This is a genomic window from Kribbella sp. VKM Ac-2571 (genome assembly GCF_004362255.1).
Lineage (GTDB): Bacteria > Actinomycetota > Actinomycetes > Propionibacteriales > Kribbellaceae > Kribbella > Kribbella pratensis.
Map to the genome: position 1 here is coordinate 112,927 of NZ_SNWS01000019.1, position 17,502 is coordinate 130,428.

Sequence of the window (17,502 nt, forward strand, 5' to 3'; positions counted from 1 at the left end):
GTGCATCGAGATCAATAGATCGGCAACGAATGGACATGTTTGGGGGAGTCGAGATGCGACGTTCGATTGCGGCACTGGCGGGCCTGGCCCTGGCGGTTCCAGTACTGACGAGCACCGGTACGGCGACAGCGGTTCCGGCTGCGACGACCTGCTACGTGCAGTCCGGCGGTCTGACGGCTGGCAACGACACCGTCGATCGCTACGTCAACGCGACGTCGCCGATCACTGTGAAGCCGGTCGAGGTGATGGCCAAGAATCCGTTCGGCGGCCGCGCGATCTCGCTCAGCACCAGCTGGACGTGGGACGACGACTTCGGCGACGAGACCTCGCTCGACGGCCACGTCGTCTCCGGCGACGTGCTGTACCGGTCGCACCAGTGGGTCAAGAAGGGCACCGGCGGGCAGGTCGTGAGCAGCGACCTGACCCGGGTCGGCAGCGGCTGGAGCGCGTTCCGGACCCTGACGCAGTCGTGGTCGTTGCAGACGCCCGGCTGGCGGATGTACGCACTCCGCAGCGACGGCTCGCTGTACCGCTGGAACCTCAGCCCGCAGAACGGCACCGTGGTGTGGCACGCCGCCGGTTCGTACCCGGGCTTCTCGTCGGTCAAGGCGGTCGCCCTCCTGAGCCGTACGTCGACGTACGACACCCTGCTGGCGACGACGCGGGGCGGCGCGCTCTACACGATCCTCATCCCGCTGACGTCGCCGATGAAGCCCGTCGTGAAGCCGCTGCGGACCAAGACCTGGGGAAGCTTCGAGCGGCTGCTCACTGCCCGCTGCGGCAACTACGGAACGCTGCTGCTCGCCATCGACAAGGATCTCGGCGCCGGTTACCTGTACGCCGTTGGGCACGCGAACGGGACCGCCACCGTGATCAACTCGCTCGGCAAGGTGCCGGCCACCTTCAACGACCAGATCGACTTCAGCTGGGGGAGCGTCGTCGACGCCCCGCTGTTCGGGGAATGACGCTCAGGGCGCCGGCGGCAGGTCGTCCAGGAAGTCGGCGGGGGGTGTGAAGAACAGGCAGCCGGTGACCGCGGTGGAGAAGTCGAGGAGCCGGTCGTGGTTGCCCTCGGGAACCCCGATGAACATCCGCCTGAGCATCAGCTCGGTCACCGCCGGCGTCTTGGCGTACCCGATGAAGTAGGTGCCGAACTCCTGCGTGCCGACGGTACCGAACGGCATGTTGTCGCGCAGGATCTGCAGCTCGTTGCCGTCGTCGTCCTCGATCACGTTGAGCACGATGTGCGCGTTGCCGGGCTTCTCGGCGTCGTCGAGCTCGATGTCGTCGAGCTTGGTCCGGCCGACGGCGAGCTCCTGCTGCTCGACCGTCAGCGCGTTCCACGCCTTCAGGTCGTGCAGGTACTTCTGCACGATCACGTAGCTGCCACCGCGGAAGTCCGGGTCCTCGTCGCCGATCAGTACGGCGGCGTGCGCCTCGCTGCCGGTCGGGTTCTCGGTGCCGTCGACGAAGCCGAGCAGGTCACGCATCTCGAAGTACTTGAAGCCGTGCACCTCGTCGACGACCGTCGCGGCGCCGTCTAGCACGGTCATGATCTGACTGGCCAACTCGAAGCACTGGTCCTGGTGGGAGGCCCGGATGTGGAAGAGCAGATCGCCAGGCGTCGACGGCGCGTGGTGGGTGGCGCCCTTGAGCTCGACGAACGGGTGCAACTCGGCCGGGCGCGGACCGCTGAACAAACGGTCCCAGACGTCCGAGCCGATGCTGGTGACACAGGACAGGTTGCCGGCCGGAACCCGGAACCCGACCGAACGCACGAGACCGCTCAGCCGCTCCAGCAGGTCCCGGGTCCGGTCCTCGCCGCCAGGCTGCACCTGGACCACCAGGAAGATGGCCGAACCGCTCAACGGCATCAGCACGGACTGCGGTAACGCGTCCGTCTGCCGGTTCGCCCCGAGCGTCGGTTCAGTAACCACCTTGTTCTCCCTCCGTCCAGTTGGCCCGATCTTCTAGAGTCCAGTTATGGACCCGCAACAGCCCGGACCGTCGCCGCAACCGGGCCCATACTCCCAGCCGGGGCAGCCCGCACCACCGCCGCCCCACTCTGGTCCATATCCCGAGCAATACCCACCGCCGTATCAATATCCGTACGGCGCTTATCCGTCGCCGTACGTGAACCACGAGCCGCGAACAGTCGCAGCGCCGGAAGGGACGCCGTACCACCGGCTCGCCCGTACGCCGAAGCACGCCTGGTGGCGACCCTTCGTCGGAACCGTCCTGCTCGGCCTCTTCGGGTTCGTCCTGACCTCAGCCGTCGTGGTGATCTGGGTGATCGCGCACCGGCTCCTGGCCGGACCGTTCCCGGCGCCGAGCGGTACGGACATCTTCCCGAGCGACACCGAGAACCTCGCCATGACCTTGGTGCTGCTCGGCGTCCTGACGCCGATCGTCGGTCTGGTCGCGTGGATGGTGCAACGCCGGCCGTTCTGGAGCGTCGCCTCGGTGCTGAACCGGATCCGCTGGCGCTGGCTGCTGTGGTGCTGCCTGCCGGCGTTCGGGTACATCGCGCTCTCGTTCGCGATGGGCGTGCTGGTCGACGCGGTGTTCCCCGCCGACGACTCGATCGGGACGGCCGGCGGAGACTGGATCGGTTTCGGTGCGTTCGTCGTACCGGCGCTGGTGATCCTGCTCCTGGTGCCGTTCCAGTCGGCGGCCGAGGAGTTCGTGTTCCGCGGCTGGCTGATCCAGGCGGTCGGCGCGTACGGTCCGGACGACCCGAACGGGCGGGCGCGGTGGTTGCGGACGCTGTTCCGTTCGCCGTGGCCCGGGATCGTCGTCGGCGCTGCCGCCTTCGCGTCTGCCCACGGGTATCTGGGTTGGGCGATGGCCGACATCTTCCTGTTCGCGGTGGTGGTCGGCTGGTTGACCGTCCGGACCGGGGGACTGGAGGCCGCGATCGCTCTGCACGTGCTGAACAACCTGATCGCCTTCCTGTTGCCGGCGGCAACTGGCCGGGGGGATCAGTGGAACGTGCAGGGCAGCGGCCCGTGGACGCTGTTCGTCGCGGACATTCCGTGCCTGGCGTTCTACGTGATCGCCGTCACCTGGCTGGCCCGCCGGCAGCAGATCCGCCGGCTGAGCTGAAAAGCAGGCGAGAACTGTCGGTCGGCTCTGGCAGGCTTTGCCGGGTGACGAACGCGAAGATCGAAGCCGTCCTGTTCGACTGGGGCGGCACGCTGGCAACCTGGCACGACATATCTCTCCGCGAGATGTGGAGGGCCGTGTCCGTGCTGCTCGACGAGGACAACGCCGACGAGCTGGCGGCCCGCCTGGTGGCGGCCGAGAGTTCTGTCTGGCTGCGGTCGCGCGACGAGCACCGCAGCAGCACCTTGGAGGAGGTGTGTGCGCTCGCCGAGGTGGTGATGACACCCGCGGCGCTGGCGGAGTACGAGCGCCAGTGGGACCCGCACACCGAGCTGGAGCCGGACGCGGTCGACACGCTGCAGGCGCTTCGGGATCGCGGTCTCAAGGTCGGTGTGCTGTCGAACACGATCTGGCCGCGTCGGCGGCACGAGGAGGTCTTCGCGCGTGACGGCGTACTCGACCTGCTCGACGGCGCCGTCTACACCAGCGAGATCGCGCACACCAAGCCCCACCCGGAGTCGTTCCTGGCCGCGATGCGGGCAGTCGGGGTGGACGAGCCGTCCCGGTGCCTGTTCGTCGGCGACCGGCTGTTCGACGACGTCTGGGGCGCGCAGAACGTCGGGATGCGCGCGGCGCACCTGCCGCACAGCGCGATCCCGCTCGAGCAGATCGGCCACACGGAAGGTACGCCGGACGCAACCGTCCAGCGCCTGTCCGAGCTGCCCCCGCTGATCGATTCCTGGAACGAAGCAGCCGCTTGACGTCCACAACGCGCTACGGCCGGCACCTGACAACCGAAGGACCCCCGAGCCAGATCGTGGCTCGGGGGTCCTGAGGGGTTTCGGGGTGGGTGTTACGCGGCCAGCGTCGGATCTGCCATCAGGCGGAGGCGGCCCAAAGCCTCGCGCTCGATCTGGCGGACCCGCTCGGCCGAGATGCCGTGCACCGCGCCGATGTCGGCCAGCTTGGCCTGGCGGCCGTCGTGCAGGCCGTAGCGGCGCCGGATCACGTCCGCGGACCGCGGGTCGAGCTGGTCGACCAGACTGAACAGTCCCGAACGGTCCGACGCGTCGGCGACCAGCTGGTCCGGACCCGGCGCGGTCTCGGCCGCGATCAGGTCACCCAGCGAGGTCTCACCCTCGTCGTCGACCGGGCTGTTCAGGCTGATGTGGTCCCGGCCGATACGGATCAGTTCGGTGACCCGCTCCTCGTCCAGGTTCAGCTCGGCTGCGATCTCGTCCATCTCCGGCTCCCGCCCGAGCTTGCGCTCCAGCGTGCGCCGTGCGGACCCGATCTGGTTCAGCTGCTCCACCACGTGCACCGGCAGCCGGACCACCCGGGCCTGCTGCGCGATACCGCGGGTGATGGCCTGCCGCACCCACCAGGTCGCGTACGTCGAGAACTTGAAACCCTTCCGGTAGTCGAACTTCTCCACCGCGCGGATCAGTCCCGTGTTGCCTTCCTGGACCAGGTCCAGCAGCGGCATCTGGGACCGCCCGTAGCGGCGGGCGATCGACACCACGAGCCGGAGGTTGGCGGTCACGAACCGCTGCTGCGCGCGCCGGCCCTCTTCGGCCAGCCACTCCAGCTCCTCCTCCGTGGCATATTTGGGCGCTCCGCCCTTCTTACGTCCAACCCGCCCTTCGGCCAGCAGTTGCTCCGCCAGGAGTCCTGCCTCGACCGTCTCAGCGAGCTCGACTTCTTCCTCAGCCGTCAGCAAAGGAGTGCGAGCGATCTCCTCGAGGTAGAGACCGACGCTGTCCTTGCCGTCGATACCGTCGTCCGTGGACCGGACACGAGCCATGCGAGCCACCGAAACTCCCTTCGTCGTTACATGGAGAGCAACGCTCGAGTAGGGTTCAAGATTCCGGTACCAGTGTGTAAACACCCTGAAGGTTCCCTGAGAGTTCCCGGCAGCGAATTCGCCGTGGAAACCGGTGTCCCGGGGCGCTCGTGGCCTGTTCGGCCCAACACTCCGGGACACAACCTGAGAATCGGTACAGAAATCCACCGTTCCGGTGCCCCGAATGTGTTGCACAACACACGTCCGGGGCCAGAAATTCCCGGCCTCTCAGCTCAGGCCGAGGGTGTCGAGCTCCCAGGCGAGCGAGAACGCGACCTCGCGCCAGGCGTCGTACCGCCCGCTGCGGCCGCCGTGCCCGGCCTCCATCTCGGTCTTGAGGAGTACGTCGACCTCGCCGGTCGCGGTCGCCCGGAGTTTCGCCACCCACTTCGCCGGCTCCACGAAGAACACCCGGGTGTCGTTCAGGCTGGTGATCGCCAGGATGCGCGGATAGCGCTGGGCGGTGACGTTTTCGTACGGCGAGTAGGACTTCATGTACTCGTAGACTTCGGCGTCCTCGAGCGGATTGCCCCATTCCTCCCACTCGATCACGGTGAGCGGCAGCGACGGATCCAGAATCGTCGTCAGCGCGTCGACGAACGGGACTTCCGCGACGATTCCGCCGAAGGCCTGCGGGGCCAGGTTCGCGACCGCGCCCATCAGCAGCCCGCCGGCGCTGCCGCCCTGGGCGACGATCCGTTCCGGCCTGGTCCAGCCGGCCTGCACCAGGTGCTCGGCGGCGGCGATGAAGTCGGTGAACGTGTTCCGTTTGGTGAGCATCTTGCCGTCGTCGTACCAGTGCCGGCCGAGCTCGCCGCCGCCGCGGACGTGCGCGATCGCGAACACCACGCCGCGGTCGAGCAGCGACAGCCGCGGGATCGAGAACCACGGGTCCATCGAGGACTCGTACGAGCCGTACCCGTACAGGACGACCGGCGCGTTCCCGTCCTGCGCGACGTCCTTGCGCGCGACCATCGAGATCGGCACCTTCGTGCCGTCCGGCGCCGTCGCCCACTCCCGGTACTGCGTGTAGTCGCTCAGGTCGACGCCGCCGAGCACGGGCTGCTGCTTGAGCAGCCGCCGCTCACCGGTCGCCACGTCCACGTCGTACGTCGAACCGGGGGTGACGAGGGAGGTGTAGCCGAAGCGGTACCGCGTGTCGTGCCACTCGTCGTTGCGGCCGGGCGACACGGTGTAGATCGGCTCGTCGAACTCGAGTACTTCGGGATCGCTGAACCCGCCCGTACCGTCTTGACCACGCCGCATGATCGCGAGCTCGGTGAGCGCGTTGCGGCGCCGGTACAGGATGACGTGATCGGCGAACGCGTCCGCGCCGAGCAGACGGCTGGTCTCGTCGCCCTCGATCAGCGTCGTCCAGTCGCCGGGGGAGTCGAGCGGCGCGGAGGCCAGCGAGAAGTTGGCCGCGTCGGCGTTGTGCGTGATCAGCAGTTGGTCGCCGGCGTGCTCGACGTCGTACTCGACGCCCTCGCGGCGGGGCGCGACCACGACCGGGTCACCCGTCGGGTTCTGGGCGTCGAGCAGCCAGACCTCGCTGGTGAGCTTGCTGCCGAGGGCGATCATGATGGCCTGCTCGTTGCGGGTCAGGTCGACGCCGACCCAGAACCGCTCGTCGGGCTCCTCCATGACCAGCACGTCAGAATCAGGTCCGGTCTCGCCGAGGGTGTGCCGCCAGACCTGGTACGGGCGCCACGCGTCGTCGACCTTCGAGTAGAAGATCGTCGAGCCGTCGGCGGACCAGGCTGAGCCGTAGTGCACCTCGGGCAGCTCGTCCGGCAGCAGCTCCCCGGTGTCGAGGTCCTTGATCCGCAGCGTGAACCGCTCGTCGCCCTTGAGGTCGACGGAGTACGCCAGGAGGCGGCCGTCGGGGGACACGTCGACGGTGCCGAGCGAGAAGAACTCGGAGTCGCCGGCCACCTCGTTGCCGTCCAGCATGACCTCTTCGCCGGCGATCTCGCCGTCGGTGGCCGGCGGCTGGTCGCCGTCCACCTTGACCCGGCAGTGCAGCGAGTACTGCTGCCCTTCGATCGTGCGCGAGTAGTACCAGTACCCGCCGCGCCGGGCCGGAACGCTCAGGTCGGTCTGCAGCGTGCGGTCCGAGATCTCCTTGAAGATTGCCTCACGCAACGATTCCAGGTGCGCCGTCCGCGCCTCGGTGTAGGCGTTCTCGGCCCGCAGATACTCCAGCACCTCGTCGTCGCTCTTGTCCCGCAACCACTCGTAGTCGTCGACGAACACATCGCCGTGATGCACCCGCTCAACCGGCTTCCGGGCGGCAACCGGCGGTGTGCCAAAAGATGTGCCAGAAGATGTGACAGCAGAAGAAGGATTCTCGGACATGCGGCGAGACTACCTGCGACGTCGGACAGCGGTCACTCAGAGGTTGTACGTCGCCACGACGGGGGCGTGGTCGCTCCAGCGTTCGGCGTACGTCGGGGCTCGGTGGATGACGCAGGTGGTGGCGGACGCGGCGAGTTCGGGGGAGGCGATCTGGTAGTCGATGCGCCAGCCGGCGTCGTTGTCGAAGGCCTTGCCGCGCCAGGACCACCACGAGTAGGGGCCGGGGCCTTCACCGCCGAAGCGGCGGCCCAGATCTACCCAGCCGGACTCGAAGAGACGGTCCATCCAGGCGCGTTCCTCGGGCAGGAAGCCGCTCTTCTTGCGGTTCGCCTTCCAGGCCTTCAGGTCTTCCTCGCGGTGCGCGATGTTCAGGTCGCCGCACATCAGCACGTGCCGCCCGTCCGCCCGCAGCTCGGCCAGCCGGGCGGTGATCGCGTCCAGGAACGCGTACTTCTCCTCCTGCCGCGGCGGGGTCTCGAACTCGCCGGTGAACACGTACGTGCTGACCGCGGTCAACGTCGTACCGTCGTCCAGCACCACGTCCGCCTCGACCCAGCGCCCGGTCCCGGCGAACCGCTCCGGACCGATCTCGCCGCGCTCGTCCTTGATCGGCCGCCGGCTCGCGACCGCGACGCCCGCGCGTCCCTTGTGCCCGTCGATCGCCGGCTCGGCGTGCGCGATGTTCCAGTCGCCGCCGAGGAGTTCCCGCAGTACGTCGTCCGACGCGCGAACTTCCTGCATCAGCAACAGGTCCGGGTCCGTGCTCACCAGCCACGGCGCCATCCCGCGCCGGAAGGCGGCCCTGATCCCGTTCACATTCACCGTGGCAACCGTCAGCACGGGCCGAACCTTACCCCTCGGTGTGCCCCGGCTTGACGACCATCAGGACCAGGACGATCAGCCAGAGCAGACCGAAGATCCCGCTCGTCATCGACAGCAACTTCGCCTTCGAGAGCACCCCGCTCCGCGCCTCGGCGGACTGGTCGGCGACGGCGAGTACGGCGGACTGCGCCGGCACGACCAGCAACGCGAGGACGAGTGCGGCGGCCAGTGTCAGGACGATCGAGATGATCAGCCAGGCCTCGTCCATCACCTCCATGCCACCCGCGACCGCGAACCCGAAGACCGGTACGGCGAGGCCGGCCCACGCGTACACCCGGGTGATCCGATGCAGCACCTGGAGACCGCCCGGGTCCGGAGTTTCGGCGCCGAGCATGCGGCGTGCGATCGGGGGGAACATGCTGGCCGCAACGGTGACCGGACCGACGCAGAGGATCGCGGCGAGAACATGAACCGTCAGGAAGAACTTGGTCATTCACACTCACTCGGAGGTCGTCGTGAGGCTGGTTGTCGACAGGATTGCGTCCAGGGACTGCGCGCACAGATGCTCGAGGGCTTCCGGCGAGACGGTCGGGTTGTCGATCCACACCAGCAGGGTCTGTTCGACGTAACCCTGCCAGCCGTGACATGCGAGCTCGACGACGGGGGTGATCTCGATACCGCGCTCGGCGACGGCCCTGATCACCCACTGGCTGAAGACACGGCGGAGGTCGGAGTGCAGCGCTCTGACGTCGGGGTCCCCAGCGGCCGACATCAGCAGGGTTGCCCGGTACAGCTGAGGAGCTTCGAGTACGGCGCGCACGAACGCGCGGATGCCGGCAACCAGCTGCTCGTCGGGCGGCAGCGACGGATCCGGGGCAGTGCGCAGCATGACCTCGGCGGCCGCCTCCTCGATGACGGCGTACTGGAACTTCTTCTTCGAGCCGAAGTAGTGGAACAGGAGAGCGGGGGAGACGCCGGCCTCGGCGGCGACGAGCTCGACCGTGAGCTCGCGGTGCGGGTCCGCAAGCAGCACCCGGCGCGCGGCCGCGAGGATCTGCGCCCGCCGCTCGTCGGGCCGCAGTCGAGCACCGGAGGAGGTCTGGCTCATACAGGCAGTCTATTGAGTATTTGGTCAACAAGCACTTACTGTTGAGTATCCACTCAACAAAGCTGGAGGTCCCAGATGCGTCCGTTGGCCGGTCAAGTCGTGCTCATCACCGGCGCCTCCCGGGGGATCGGCGCCGCGGTCGCCCGGAAGCTGGCGCAGGACGGCGCGAAGCTCGCGCTGGTCGGCCTGGAGCCGGACGAGCTGAAGAAGGTCGCGGAGGACTGCGGCCCGGACGCCGGCTGGTGGGAGGCGGACGTCACCGACACCGACTCGCTGCGGACCGCGGTCGAGGCGATCGCCGAGCGCTACGGCCGGATCGACGTCGTGATGGCGAACGCCGGGATCGCCGCGCCGGGCTTCAGCCGGAGCATGGACCCGAAGGTCTGGGAGCGCGTACTGGACGTGGACCTGATCGGCGTCTGGCGCACCGTCCACCTGACGCTGCCGTATCTGCTGGAGAGCAAGGGCTATCTGCTGCTCGTCTCGTCCCTTGCCGCGATCGTCCACATCCCGGGACTGGCGTCGTACAACGTGTCCAAGGCCGGAGTCGAGGCGATGGGTGACACGCTGCGCGCCGAGCTGAAGCATCTCGGCGTACGGGTCGGCGTCGCGCACATGACGTTCGTCGACACCGACATGGTGCGCGGGGTCGACGCGCATCCGGTGTTCGGCAAGGCCCGGACCGGGATCCCGGGAGTGGGCAAGACGTACCCGCTGGAGTTCGCGGTGCACAAGTTCGTCGAGGGCATCAGAAAGCGCTCCCGCACCGTTCACGTGCCGGGCTGGATCGGCGCGCTGAAGGTGTTCCGCTGGGTGATCCCGCATGTCATCGAGGCCGGTTCGCGGTTCAGCGTCCCGAGGGCCGACGCGGCTGCCCTGGCCGACATTCAGTCCCGCGGCGCCGAGGCCTCGTCCCGGCCGACTGGCGCAGGCGGGCTGGCGGACGCGGAGAAGGCTGCCCAGAAATGAGTGCAGAAATGAGTGCAGGAATGAGTGCAGGAATGAGCCGCGAGTACGACGTCGTGCTGCTGGGTGCGAGCGGGTTCACGGGCGCGCTCACCGCGGAGTACCGGGAGAAGAACGCACCGGAGGGCCTGCGCTGGGCCGTTGCCGGACGCAACAAACAGAAGCTCGAGCGGTTCGGCAGGGACATCCTGGTCGCGGACGTCACCGACCCGACCTCGTTGCGCGAACTCGCCGAGTCCACCAAGGTCGTCGCCACCACAGTCGGGCCATACGTCCGGTACGGCGAGGCGCTCGTCGCCGCCTGCGCCGAGGCCGGGACCGGGTACCTCGATCTGACCGGTGAGCAAGAGTTCATGGACCGGATGTACGTGCGCTATCACGAGCGCGCGACGCAGACCGGCGCGCGGATCATCCACGCGTGCGGCTTCGACTCGATCCCGTACGACCTCGGTGTGCAGTACACCGTCGAGCAACTGCCGCAGAACGTGCCCATCCAGGTGGACGGGCTGCTGCGCGCCGGCGGCCGGCCGTCCGGGGGCACGTTCCACACCGCGATCACGGCGTTCTCGCGGCCGAAGCAGCACCTGGACGCGCATCGCCGGCGGCGCGCAGCCGAACCCAGCCCGACGGACCGGAGGGCGCGAGCGGTTGCGGGGAAGCTCCACCGTCAGCAAGGGTTCTGGGCGGTTCCGTTGCCGACGATCGATCCGCAGATCGTCGGGTACTCGGCCCGGCTGCTCGATCGCTACGGGCCGGACTTCCGGTACTCGCACTACGCCGCGGTGAAGCATCTCCCGACTGTTGCCGCAGGCCTCGGTGGGGTCGGTCTGCTGATCGCGGGCGCCCAGGTCCCGCCGGTCCGGAACGCGCTCCTCAAGCGGCTGCAGCCCGGTGACGGACCGAGCGCGGAGCGCCGGGCGCGGTCGTGGTTCAACGTCCGGTTCGTCGGCCGCGGCGGCGGCAAGCAGGTGATCACCGAGGTCGCGGGCCGCGACCCGGGGTACGACGAGACCGCGAAGATGCTCGGGGAGAGCGCTCTGTGTCTGGCGCTCGACGATCTACCGCAGACCGCCGGCCAGACCACGACGGCCGCGGCCATGGGACCCGCTCTGCGCGAGCGCCTGGTGAAAGCGGGGATGACCTTTGCCACCCTCGAAGTCGACAGCTACTAGCCGAGACGGCACCACCCTCGCCGTCTACGACTACGGCAACCACGGTGGCCCGATGCTCGTCTGTGTGCACGGTTATCCGGACAACGCATCGCTGTGGGGGCCGGTGGCCGAGTTGCTTGCCGACGACTTCCAGGTGGTCGCGTACGACGTCCGAGGCGCCGGCGACTCCGACCATCCGGCAAGCACCGCCGCGTACACACTCGATCGCCTGCAGGAGGACTTCCAGGCAGTCATCGACCAGGTGTCACCCGACCGGCCGGTGCACGTGCTGGCTCACGACTGGGGCTCCATCCAGGCCTGGCACTTCGTCACCGCCCCGGACCTGCACCCTCGCATCGCCTCTTTCACGTCCATCTCCGGCCCGTCACTCGACCACGCCGGCTACTTCCTCAGACAGCGCTCTCTCGCAGCTCTCAAGCAGTTGCTGCACTCGTGGTACATCTTCTACTTCCACCTCCCGTGGCTCCCGGAGCTCGGCTGGCGCAAGGGCTGGGCGCACCGCGCGTTCAATCGCCTCGAGAAGCAACAGCCCGACGACAACCGCTCTCTCACCGACTACGTGAACGGCATGAAGCTGTACCGCGCGAACGTCATCCCACGCCTCCTCCGGCCGGCAGAGCGACGTAGCGACGTGCCCGTGCTCGCCGTGTCACCGGATGCCGATCCCTTCGTCACCACTCCGCTGCAGACCGACATCGCGCGCTGGGCCCCGAACCTCACGGTCAAGGTGGTCAGGGGTGGCCACTGGATGCCCCGGAACGATCCCGGACTTGTCGCCCAGTTGGTCCTGGATCACACCGGCCAGGTGGCACGCTGGGGGGCATGAAGACGCTCCTCAACCTGATCTGGCTGGTTCTGGCCGGGTTCTGGCTGGCGGTCGGATACGCGATCGCCGGGATCATCTGTTGCGTGCTGATCGTCACGATCCCGTTCGGGATCGCGTCGTTCCGCATCGCGGCGTACACGCTGTGGCCGTTCGGGCGGACCATCGTGGACAAGCGCAGCGCCGGGGCGGGTGCGCTGCTCGGCAACCTGATCTGGATCGTCGTCGCGGGCTGGTGGCTGGCGCTCGGCCACCTGACCACCGGTATCGCGTTGTGCCTGACGGTCGTCGGCATCCCGCTCGGCGTCGCGAACTTCAAGCTGATCCCGGTCTCGCTGGTGCCGCTCGGCAAGCACATCGTGCCGACGAACCAGCCGTTCGCGTGAGGTCGCTGACCGTCCTGGGTTCCTGCGGCGCCTGGCCGGAGGCGGGCAGGGCGTGCGCGGGATTCCTGCTGGAGTACGACGGTTTCCGGGTCGTCCTCGATCTCGGGTACGCCGCCCTGCCGCGACTGCTCGAACATTGTCCGAAGGGCGAGATCGACGCGATCGTCGTGACGCACCAGCACCCGGACCACTGTGTCGACGTGAGCGGCCTGGCCCGGGTGCGTTACTACGAGGCGCCTGACGCGCCACCGGTCCCGCTGCACTGCGCACCCGGCGTTCTCGACGTACTGCGAGCACTCGAGCCGCACCCGGACCCGGCCGACGTCTTCGCCGTCCACGACCTGGCGACGACGACGCGGATCGGGCCGTTCGAGGTCCTGACGGTGGAACTCCCGCATTACAAGACGAATCTCGGCGTACGGCTCACAGCGCCAGGGGTCTCAGTGGGGTACACGGGGGACAGCGGCCCATCGCCCGACCTGGCGCGATTGGCCGAGGGAACCGATCTCTTCATCTCGGATGCGACACTTCAAGGCCCGTCACCGCAGACCCAGCCCCGCTACGTGATGACGGCTACCGAAGCGGCCGAGGGCGCTCGAGGAGCATCGAGGCTGTTGCTGACGCACTTCTGGCCGGGCTCGGATCGATCAGTGTCCGTGGCAGAGGCGAAGCGAGTCTTCGCCGGCGAAGTGATCGCCGCCGAGGAAGGCCTCACCGTCGAGCTCTAGCGAGGACGGTTGGCGGCGTACTCGGCGAACCGGCCGAGCGCGTACGGCCACACCTGCTCGAAATTCTTCCGGTACTCGGCGCCGGCCTCGCCGTGCCGCTCCCAGCCGCGATGGGCGACGGTCACCGTCGACCCGTCGAAGGTGACCTCCACCTCTGTCGCGTCCTCGGCACGGGGGACCGGCACCCGGTCCGGACCGATCTGCCAGCTGAACACGAGCCGGCGACCCGGCTCCCACCTCAGCACCCGGCCCCAGTCCCATTGCATGCCGTGCGGACCGAGTTCGTACAAGACGCCGTCGAGCAGGCCCATGTCGGTCAGCAGGTCGGCTCCCGACCAGGAGAACTCCGGCGGCCACCATCGACCGAACTCGTCGGTGAAGATCTCGAAGGCCGCCTCGGGTGGGACCGTCAGGTTCGCCACGGCGGTGAGTTCGCGCACGGACACAGCCTAGGCCCTAGTTGTTCTGCTGTTCGGCCGCGACGACCTTCCGTACGTTGGCGATGTCGCCGCAGCCGGACTCGATCAGTCGGGCGCGCTCCTCGGCGAACGAGTCCCCGAGCCGGCGGCGGACGCCTTCGTCGACGTCCGTCCGCGCCGGGTTCAGGACGTCTCGTTCTTCCTCGTCGAGGTGGTGCGTGAGCGCCTCGGATAGCTCGTGCAGCTTCTCGCTGAACTCCTCGCTACCGGTGTCGTCGACCTCCATCAGGGCGAGCAGTGCATCGTTGCCCTCGGCATGCTCGTGTTCGGAGTGCTCGACCTCGTCGGCGTCGATCGCGTCCTTGCGCCGCAGCGCCGGGTAGACCTTCGACTCCTCGGCCTCGGCGTGCGCGATCAGGACGGTGGCGAGGTCGGCGAGCACCGCCGCACGATCGCTACGCACGTCCCGCAGTTCGCGCAGCGCCTCCTCGAACCACCTGTGGTCGGCGAGGATGATCTCGACCACGTCACCACCCGCTGCCGGAAGGATCTTCGGCATCCGTTGTCTCCTTTCTCGGTTGCCTGCCGGTACCCGGATACCCTGCGACCATGCCGTCAACCCCGCCGCCGACCCCGCTGACAGCCCTGGTCCGCCGCCCGAGCCCGCGACTCGCCGAGGGGCTCGTCACGCACATCGAGCGCCGGCCGGTGGACCTCGACCTGGCGTTCGAGCAATGGCAGCGGTACGTCGACGCACTGCACGACACCGGCTGGCAGACCGTCGAAGTACCGCCGATCGACGAGTGTCCGGACAGCGTGTTCATCGAGGACACGATGGTCGTGTACGGCGACCTCGCGGTGATCGCCCGGGCTGGCGCGGACGAGCGGCGTGCCGAGGCGGCAGCAGCCGAGGAGACCGTTGCCGCGCAGGGGTACCGGATCGCGAAGATCAAGGAGCCCGGGACACTCGACGGCGGCGACGTACTGAAGATCGGCTCGACGATCTATGTCGGGCAGGGCGGCCGGACGAACGCCGCCGGGATCCAGCAACTGCGCGACGCGTTCGCACCGCTCGGTGCGGAGGTGCGCGCCGTCCCGGTGCGGAAGGTCCTTCACCTCAAGTCGGCCGTGACTGCACTACCCGACGGAACGGTCGTCGGCTACGAGCCACTCGTCGACGACCCGACCGCTTTTGACGCGTTCCGTGCGGTGCCCGAGGAAGCCGGCGCGCACGTCGTACTGCTGAACGACGACCGGCTGCTGATGGCAGTGTCGGCGCCGAAGTCGGCGCAGCTGTTCGAAGGCCTTGGCTACCGGCCGATCGTGGTCGACATCAGCGAGTTCGAGAAGCTCGAGGGCTGTGTCACGTGCTTGTCGGTGCGTCTACGCCGCTGAGCAACCGTCGCGCGGTTTCGGCGACCTGTACGTCGCGCCTCTTCCCGCGCGCCTCGACGAGTCCGCACGCCTCCACCAAAGCCTTGCGGTAGATCGCCGTGTCCGGATGACCAGGCGGTGCGTCGCGGATGACCTGGGTCAGCGCCTCGACCGCCTCCGCGATGTCGCCGCACGCGAGCAACGCCTTCCCAAGTGCTGCCCGATCGCGCAACAACTGCGCATCGTCGTCCACGAACGCGTCGGCCGCGACGATGTCCGCGAGCAACTGAGCCTCCGACCGCGGACCTCCGACCATCAACCGCGCACCGGTCATCGCCTCGGTCGCCGCCCGCGTCAGCTCGTGATGCGGCCCGAACACCTCGACCAGCTGCGGCCTCACCAACTCGAACCAGGCGATCGCCCGCCCGTAGTTCGCGGTCGCCAGCAGCCCCTGCGCCACCCGCAACCGGACCCGCAACGTCGCCGGGTCGTCGGCCGCCAGCACCTTCTCCCGCTCGGCCAGCGCCGACTGGTAGAACGGCAACGCCTGCCCGGGCTCGCGCTCCTCCCAGTACGCCTCGGCCTGCTTGTACGCCGGAGCGCCGTCGAGCTCCGGATGATTCACGATCGCCGACACGGGCTCCCGCCGTACGACGGCCGGCACGGGTTGATCGACCACCTTGCGGCCGACGTACGTGCGCCCGCCGGTCGGGATGATCCGGAACCGTCCGACCTTCGACACCGGAACCCACAGCACCGTGTTGTACAGCGTCCGCACCGACGACCCGCAGTTCTCGCACACGTTCCGGTGTCCGTAGAACCTGCTACCCATCGGCCCGGCCGTCTCGGCGGCACGCCACGCCTCCGAACCCGCCGTGCACGGCCCGCAGAACGGGTACACCCCCCGTCGTTCCTCATTCACCCGGGACATTCTGGTCACTTTGGGGTTCGTCGTCCGCATCGGCACCGCTGTGCTGCACTTTTGTCAGGGCCGGGTCGTCGACGGAGAACGTCCGGACCGGGCCCGGCGGCGTGTCCGCGGTCTCGAACCGGACCGTGACGCGCCCGCGTCCGGAGCCCCAGACCCAGCCGCGGCCGTAGTCCGGGTGCGCGACGTCCTGCCCGGGATGGAATCCGAGCTGGTCGCGCGGCCTGGCCGGCAGCTCGACCACCTCGACCGGGTTCTCGGCGTGCTCGCCCTCGGTGAACAGGTCGTCCTGGATCCAGTCGGCGAGTGACGAGACGCCTACACCGAGCAACCGGATGCCGCCGCCGATGTCGCTCTCCTCGAGCAGCCGGCGCGCGACCCGCGCGACCACCCGCGCGTCGTCGGTGGGGCCGGCCAGTGTCGACGAGCGGGTGTGCGTGGTGAAGTCGTGCATCCGCGTCTTGACCGTCACGGTCCGGCCGGACAGCTGCGCCTTCCGCAGGCGCTCGGCGACGCGGTGCGCCATCCGGTCGCTGATCGCGGTCAGCAGCGCGCGGTCGATGATGTCGGTCTCGAACGTGTCCTCGACGCTGACCGACTTGGTCTCCCGATCGCTCACGACGGGTCGGTCGTCGGCCGCCACGGCGAGCCGGTGCAGGCTGGTGCCGTGCGCGGACCCGACTTGGCGGATCAACTCGTCCTCGTCGAGTTGCTGCAGGTCCGCGACGGTGCGCACACCGGCCATGCTCAGCCGCTGCGCGGTCGCCGGACCGACTCCCGGGATCACGGTGACCTGCATCGGCGCCAGGAACTCTGCCTCGGTCCCGGCCGGTACGACGACCACGCCGTCCGGCTTGTCGAGGTCGCTGGCGATCTTCGCGATCAACTTCGACGTACCCGCACCGACGGACGCGGTCAGCCCGCCGGACACCTTGTAGATGGCCGCCTTCAGGTCGTCGGCGATCGCCTGCACGTCCTCGACCGTCAGCCCGGTCAGCCCACTCGCCGCCAGATCGATGAACGCCTCGTCCAGCGACAGCGGCTCGACCAGCGGCGACAACGCCCGCATCTCCGCCATCACGGCCTGGCTGCTCTTCCGGTAGACCTCGAAGCGCGGACTCAGGTACGCCGCGTGCGGGCAACGGGATCGCGCCTCGGCGGTCGACATCGCCGAGCGCACGCCGTACTTGCGTGCCTCGTACGACGCGGTGGACACGACTCCCCGCACGCCGACGCCGCCGACCACCACGGGCTTGCCCCGCAGGGACGGCTTGTCCCGCTGCTCGACCGCCGCGAAGAACGCGTCCAGGTCCACGTGCAGCACCGACGGATCGTCTCGCACCTGTCCAGTGTCCCTGGCCCCACCGACATTCCCGCGCCCGAACCCCCTCCGAGCCCAGCCGCTCCCACCCCTCACCGGGCCAATCACTGGACCGATCGGAAGGTTGCCGGGGGCAAGACCGGCGGTGC

19 protein-coding genes are annotated in these 17,502 nt (G+C 68.6%); 9 read left to right on the plus strand and 10 right to left on the minus strand.

Annotated elements, in window-relative coordinates; all coding sequences use genetic code 11:
* The first annotated feature begins 53 nt into the window (after nt 1-53).
* A complete protein-coding gene (locus EV651_RS33515) occupies nt 54-965 on the plus strand; it encodes a hypothetical protein (protein WP_133789274.1) in 912 nt (303 codons plus the stop codon).
* A gap of 3 nt (nt 966-968) precedes the next feature.
* On the opposite strand, the gene EV651_RS33520 is transcribed toward EV651_RS33515, so the two are convergent.
* On the minus strand, nt 969-1,937 hold the full coding sequence (locus EV651_RS33520) for a Dyp-type peroxidase (RefSeq protein ID WP_133789275.1): 969 nt from the start codon (nt 1,935-1,937) through the stop codon (nt 969-971).
* A 196-nt stretch (nt 1,938-2,133) separates the two neighbouring features.
* On the opposite strand from EV651_RS33520, the gene EV651_RS33525 reads away from it, so the two are divergent.
* Nucleotides 2,134-3,105: a CPBP family intramembrane glutamic endopeptidase gene (locus tag EV651_RS33525; protein WP_133789276.1), complete on the plus strand. Its 972-nt coding sequence runs from the start codon at nt 2,134-2,136 to the stop codon at nt 3,103-3,105.
* Nucleotides 3,106-3,149: 44 nt separating this feature from the next.
* The gene (locus tag EV651_RS33530) at nt 3,150-3,866 is read left to right on the plus strand and encodes an HAD family hydrolase (RefSeq protein WP_133789277.1); all 717 of its coding nucleotides are present in this window, start codon (nt 3,150-3,152) and stop codon (nt 3,864-3,866) included.
* Nucleotides 3,867-3,958: 92 nt separating this feature from the next.
* Here EV651_RS33530 and EV651_RS33535 read toward each other — a convergent pair whose 3' ends face one another.
* From EV651_RS33535 to EV651_RS33555, 5 genes are all read right to left on the minus strand, one after another.
* Complete coding sequence (locus tag EV651_RS33535) at nt 3,959-4,918, minus strand: RNA polymerase sigma factor RpoD/SigA (RefSeq protein WP_133789278.1); 960 nt, start codon at nt 4,916-4,918, stop codon at nt 3,959-3,961.
* 258 nt (nt 4,919-5,176) lie between these two features.
* Complete coding sequence (locus EV651_RS33540; protein WP_133789279.1) at nt 5,177-7,306, minus strand: S9 family peptidase; 2,130 nt, start codon at nt 7,304-7,306, stop codon at nt 5,177-5,179.
* Nucleotides 7,307-7,342: 36 nt separating this feature from the next.
* Nucleotides 7,343-8,146 carry an exodeoxyribonuclease III gene (locus EV651_RS33545; RefSeq protein ID WP_133789280.1) on the minus strand — a complete coding sequence of 268 codons (804 nt, stop codon included), beginning with the start codon at nt 8,144-8,146 and terminating at the stop codon, nt 7,343-7,345.
* A 10-nt stretch (nt 8,147-8,156) separates the two neighbouring features.
* Entirely contained in the window at nt 8,157-8,621 is a 465-nt protein-coding gene (locus tag EV651_RS33550) for a DUF2269 family protein (RefSeq protein ID WP_133789281.1), read from the minus strand.
* Nucleotides 8,622-8,627: 6 nt separating this feature from the next.
* Nucleotides 8,628-9,236 (minus strand): TetR/AcrR family transcriptional regulator, encoded by a 609-nt coding sequence (locus tag EV651_RS33555; RefSeq protein ID WP_133789282.1) that lies wholly within the window; start codon nt 9,234-9,236, stop codon nt 8,628-8,630.
* A 75-nt stretch (nt 9,237-9,311) separates the two neighbouring features.
* Here EV651_RS33555 and EV651_RS33560 point away from each other — a divergent pair, with 75 nt between their 5' ends.
* Genes EV651_RS33560 through EV651_RS33580 form a run of 5 tightly spaced genes read left to right on the plus strand, consistent with a single transcriptional unit; the run spans nt 9,312 to nt 13,311 of the window.
* On the plus strand, nt 9,312-10,205 hold the full coding sequence (locus EV651_RS33560) for an SDR family oxidoreductase (protein ID WP_133789283.1): 894 nt from the start codon (nt 9,312-9,314) through the stop codon (nt 10,203-10,205).
* Nucleotides 10,206-10,225: 20 nt separating this feature from the next.
* The gene (locus tag EV651_RS33565; RefSeq protein ID WP_238157361.1) at nt 10,226-11,374 is read left to right on the plus strand and encodes a trans-acting enoyl reductase family protein; all 1,149 of its coding nucleotides are present in this window, start codon (nt 10,226-10,228) and stop codon (nt 11,372-11,374) included.
* Complete coding sequence (locus EV651_RS33570; protein ID WP_238157362.1) at nt 11,346-12,200, plus strand: alpha/beta fold hydrolase; 855 nt, start codon at nt 11,346-11,348, stop codon at nt 12,198-12,200. The genes EV651_RS33565 and EV651_RS33570 overlap by 29 nt, the downstream gene beginning before the upstream one ends.
* Nucleotides 12,197-12,583 carry a YccF domain-containing protein gene (locus EV651_RS33575; protein ID WP_133789284.1) on the plus strand — a complete coding sequence of 129 codons (387 nt, stop codon included), beginning with the start codon at nt 12,197-12,199 and terminating at the stop codon, nt 12,581-12,583. The genes EV651_RS33570 and EV651_RS33575 overlap by 4 nt, the downstream gene beginning before the upstream one ends.
* Complete coding sequence (locus tag EV651_RS33580) at nt 12,580-13,311, plus strand: MBL fold metallo-hydrolase (protein ID WP_133789285.1); 732 nt, start codon at nt 12,580-12,582, stop codon at nt 13,309-13,311. The genes EV651_RS33575 and EV651_RS33580 overlap by 4 nt, the downstream gene beginning before the upstream one ends.
* On the opposite strand, the gene EV651_RS33585 is transcribed toward EV651_RS33580, so the two are convergent.
* Nucleotides 13,308-13,751, minus strand: a complete 444-nt coding sequence (locus tag EV651_RS33585) for an SRPBCC domain-containing protein (protein ID WP_166658878.1) — start codon at nt 13,749-13,751, stop codon at nt 13,308-13,310. The two genes, EV651_RS33580 and EV651_RS33585, sit on opposite strands and share 4 nt — an antisense overlap.
* A gap of 16 nt (nt 13,752-13,767) precedes the next feature.
* Nucleotides 13,768-14,289 carry a hemerythrin domain-containing protein gene (locus tag EV651_RS33590; protein ID WP_133789287.1) on the minus strand — a complete coding sequence of 174 codons (522 nt, stop codon included), beginning with the start codon at nt 14,287-14,289 and terminating at the stop codon, nt 13,768-13,770.
* A 50-nt stretch (nt 14,290-14,339) separates the two neighbouring features.
* On the opposite strand from EV651_RS33590, the gene ddaH reads away from it, so the two are divergent.
* Complete coding sequence (gene ddaH, locus EV651_RS33595; protein WP_133789288.1) at nt 14,340-15,125, plus strand: dimethylargininase; 786 nt, start codon at nt 14,340-14,342, stop codon at nt 15,123-15,125.
* Here the strand turns inward: ddaH and EV651_RS33600 are convergent.
* Nucleotides 15,094-16,026, minus strand: coding sequence for a tetratricopeptide repeat protein (locus EV651_RS33600; protein WP_133789289.1), 933 nt, complete (start codon nt 16,024-16,026; stop codon nt 15,094-15,096). The genes ddaH and EV651_RS33600 overlap by 32 nt on opposite strands.
* Entirely contained in the window at nt 16,019-17,374 is a 1,356-nt protein-coding gene (locus EV651_RS33605; RefSeq protein ID WP_133789290.1) for a DNA polymerase IV, read from the minus strand. The genes EV651_RS33600 and EV651_RS33605 overlap by 8 nt, the downstream gene beginning before the upstream one ends.
* Nucleotides 17,375-17,502 lie beyond the last annotated feature (128 nt).

Bases quoted from the DNA above. Each gene is read 5' to 3' on its own strand.
- EV651_RS33555 (WP_133789282.1), bottom strand. From the start codon at position 9,236: ATGAGCCAGACCTCCTCCGGTGCTCGACTGCGGCCCGACGAGCGGCGG.
- EV651_RS33560 (WP_133789283.1), top strand. From the start codon at position 9,312: ATGCGTCCGTTGGCCGGTCAAGTCGTGCTCATCACCGGCGCCTCCCGG.
- ddaH (WP_133789288.1), top strand. From the start codon at position 14,340: ATGCCGTCAACCCCGCCGCCGACCCCGCTGACAGCCCTGGTCCGCCGC.
- EV651_RS33515 (WP_133789274.1), top strand. From the start codon at position 54: ATGCGACGTTCGATTGCGGCACTGGCGGGCCTGGCCCTGGCGGTTCCA.
- EV651_RS33540 (WP_133789279.1), bottom strand. From the start codon at position 7,306: ATGTCCGAGAATCCTTCTTCTGCTGTCACATCTTCTGGCACATCTTTT.
- EV651_RS33550 (WP_133789281.1), bottom strand. From the start codon at position 8,621: ATGACCAAGTTCTTCCTGACGGTTCATGTTCTCGCCGCGATCCTCTGC.
- EV651_RS33590 (WP_133789287.1), bottom strand. From the start codon at position 14,289: ATGCCGAAGATCCTTCCGGCAGCGGGTGGTGACGTGGTCGAGATCATC.
- EV651_RS33575 (WP_133789284.1), top strand. From the start codon at position 12,197: ATGAAGACGCTCCTCAACCTGATCTGGCTGGTTCTGGCCGGGTTCTGG.
- EV651_RS33565 (WP_238157361.1), top strand. From the start codon at position 10,226: ATGAGTGCAGGAATGAGCCGCGAGTACGACGTCGTGCTGCTGGGTGCG.